Below are 3,098 nucleotides of genomic sequence, written 5' to 3'. Positions count from 1 at the left end.
TTTTTATGCCAAAATTATGAAAAAACTCATCATTAAGTTTGCATTGCCTCTTATACTGATTACCTTTTTAAGCGGTGATTTATTTCTCTGCACTGATACAAAAGCAGATGATAAAGGCAGGTTACAATTTAATCTGCCTTCAGAAGAATTAATTAAAAATCTGCCTCCCGACGGCGGAAGCAAATACAACCGCCTTATTTTCGAAAAAAGCCCCTATCTCCTTCAGCATGCAACAAACCCAGTTGATTGGTATCCGTGGGGAGATGAAGCATTTGAAAAAGCACGAAAGGAAGACAAGCCGATTTTCCTCTCTATCGGATATTCCACCTGCCACTGGTGCCATGTAATGGAGGAGGAATCCTTTTCTAGTAAAGAAGTTGCCAAAATTTTAAACAAATATTTCGTTGCTATTAAAGTCGACAGAGAGGAAAGGCCTGACATCGATAAGGTGTATATGAATATTCTCCAAGCGGCAACAGGCAGCGGCGGCTGGCCTATGACAATAATAATGACGCCTGATAAAAAACCCTTTTTTGCAGGGACATATTTTTCAAAAACAGCACAATTCGGGAAACCGGGTCTTCTTCAGATTTTACCCTCTATAGCAGAAACATGGAAAAATGAAAGAAAAAAAATTTTAGATATAGCCAAAGAATGGGATACTGCAATATCGACTTTAACATTTGAATCTCCTGGACCTTTCCCTGACAATGAAATTATAATAAAGACATTCAACAATCTTTCATCAAGTTTTGATTCAAAGAGTGGAGGTTTTCTTTTCCAGCCAGTTAAGTTCCCATTACCTAATAATATTTTGTTTCTGATTCGCTACTGGAATCAAACAAAAGATGCACAAGCCCTTGAAATGGTGGAAAAAACATTGACCAATATGCGATTGGGGGGGATTTATGATCACATAGGGTTCGGTTTTCATCGCTATTCTACCGACCACGACTGGCTTGTGCCCCATTTTGAGAAGATGCTTTACGACCAGGCACTGATATCACTTGCTTATGTCGAAGCATATCAGGCAACGGGCAATAATCTATATGTGAAAACTGTAAAGGAAATATATGAATATGTATTTCGGGAATTAACCTCTCCCAAGGGGGCTTTTTACAGCGCTGAAGACGCAGACAGCGAAGGTGAAGAAGGAAAATTCTATTTGTGGTCGAAAAAGGAAATAATTGATGTCCTCGGAAAAAGAGAAGGAGAGTTTTTTTCTGAAATATTTAATATTGAAGAGGATGGCAACTTTTATGACAGAATCACAGGGGAAAAAACCGGAAAAAATATTATTTATCTGCGCGATGAATTATCCTCAATCGCCAAAAAGAAAGGAGTAAATCCCATATCACTTCATCAGCGCATTGAAAGAGACAGGAAAAAACTTTTCAGTGCGCGGGAAAAAAGAATCAAACCATTCAAAGATGATAAAATTCTGACAGATTGGAACGGATTGATGATTGCCTCGCTGGCAAAAGCATCGGTTGTGCTTAATGAGAAAACCTATGCAGAAAAAGCAGAAAAAGCGGCAGATTTTATCCTTGCAAACCTTCGAAAAGATAATGGCAGGCTTCTGAAGCGGTATCGCGATGGTGAGTCGGGATTAGCCGCTCATCTTGAGGATTACGCTTATCTTACCTGGGGATTGATTGAATTATATGAATCAACCTTTGAAACACGCTATTTAAAGGAAGCGCTAAATCTGTCAGATATAATGATTGATGATTTTTTTGATAAAGAAAAAGGCGGATTTTTTTTCTCATCAAATGAAGGTGAAAAACTTTTAATGAAAATAAAAGAAATCTATGATGGGGTAACACCGTCAGGAAATTCAGTAGCAGTAATGAATCTTTTAAGGTTAAGCAGAATTACAGGAAATAAAAAATATGGAAAAATTGCTGAAAAAACCATAAAGGCATTTGCAGGTGAAATTGAATCAGCGCCTCATACCTACACTTATTTGATGTCTGCAATCGATTATATCATAAACCCCGGATTTGAAATTGTAATTGCCGGCAATATGCAGGCAAGTGACACAAAAAAAATGCTGTCTGCTATATGGAAAAAATATCTCCCAAATACCGTTATCATCTTTCGCCCTGATAACTCCAAGCACGCGGAAATAATTAAATTAGCATCTTATGTGGCAAATATGAAGTCGCTTAAAGGAAAAGCAACCGCCTATGTATGTAGGAATTTTGCCTGCAATCTTCCCACAACGGATATTAAAAATATGCTTGAACTCATTGGAGAAAAATAAAAAACTAACTTTATTGCTCATGTTAACATTGGTTTTATATTCTTTTTTTTATTCTTGTCATAGCATCCGCTATAAAGACTGCAATTGTCAACGGTTCAAGTAATAAAAGATAGGCAATCAGCAGTTGGAATATCTTTCGTTATTCCTCAATACTTAACTATATCCAAAGAATGGTTTAATATGCAGGGACCTGTGGGCATTCTATTGCTGGTACTTTTCAGGATACTGCTTCAGAATCTTCAACATTTATATTTCTTCGCGCAGAATTTTCATAATTAGGGCAAGATTTTAAAAATATGGAAATTAATTGCCAGCATTTATTTACTGAAGTAAATATACAAGACTCTTGTAGAAATCTGGGAAAGTTTTTCCATATCTTTATTTTCTGAGAAAGAAATCAATTCAGGCAGACTGCTTTTTCCTTTTTCAAAAACTCATACAGAGCATCAGCAATGATTTTATGTCCCTCAGCGTTTGGATGTTTGTCTGTTTTCAATATCCAAAGTTTAGAAGGGTCTCTGCCCTTGAAAAAAGGAAGCAAATCCAAGACAAGAAAATTATTTCTTTTTGCCTCACTCAAAATCTTTTCGTCAATGTTTCTGAAAGGATATGCGTCGCCAAAATCAGTCATTGATGGAATAAGCATAAAGAGAAATTTAAAATGGTTTTCCTCAGATATTTTTTTAAATTCTTTAAATTCATTCTTACGCTGCTTCCATAAATCAGAACTACTTTTATATTTAAGATTTAGCTCCTGTGTATATGATATTTTACTCTGCAACTGTTTGATTCGTTCATAAATCAACCTAAAAAGGTGACTGTGCTTGTAAAG

General features: G+C 36.1%; 2 protein-coding genes. One reads left to right on the top strand and one right to left on the bottom strand.

Going from position 1 to position 3,098, the window contains the following annotated elements; genetic code table 11:
- The first annotated feature begins 16 nt into the window (after window positions 1-16).
- A complete protein-coding gene (locus tag D6734_11050) occupies window positions 17-2,266 on the top strand; it encodes a thioredoxin domain-containing protein (GenBank protein ID RMF92983.1) in 2,250 nt (749 codons plus the stop codon).
- 397 nt (window positions 2,267-2,663) lie between these two features.
- On the opposite strand, the gene D6734_11045 is transcribed toward D6734_11050, so the two are convergent.
- The coding region (locus tag D6734_11045; protein ID RMF92982.1) for a hypothetical protein at window positions 2,664-3,098 on the bottom strand (435 nt) is incomplete at its 5' end.

The organism is Candidatus Schekmanbacteria bacterium, assembly GCA_003695725.1.
Taxonomy (GTDB): Bacteria; Schekmanbacteria; GWA2-38-11; order GWA2-38-11; family J061; genus J061.
This window is presented reverse-complemented; position numbering and strand designations above follow the sequence as displayed.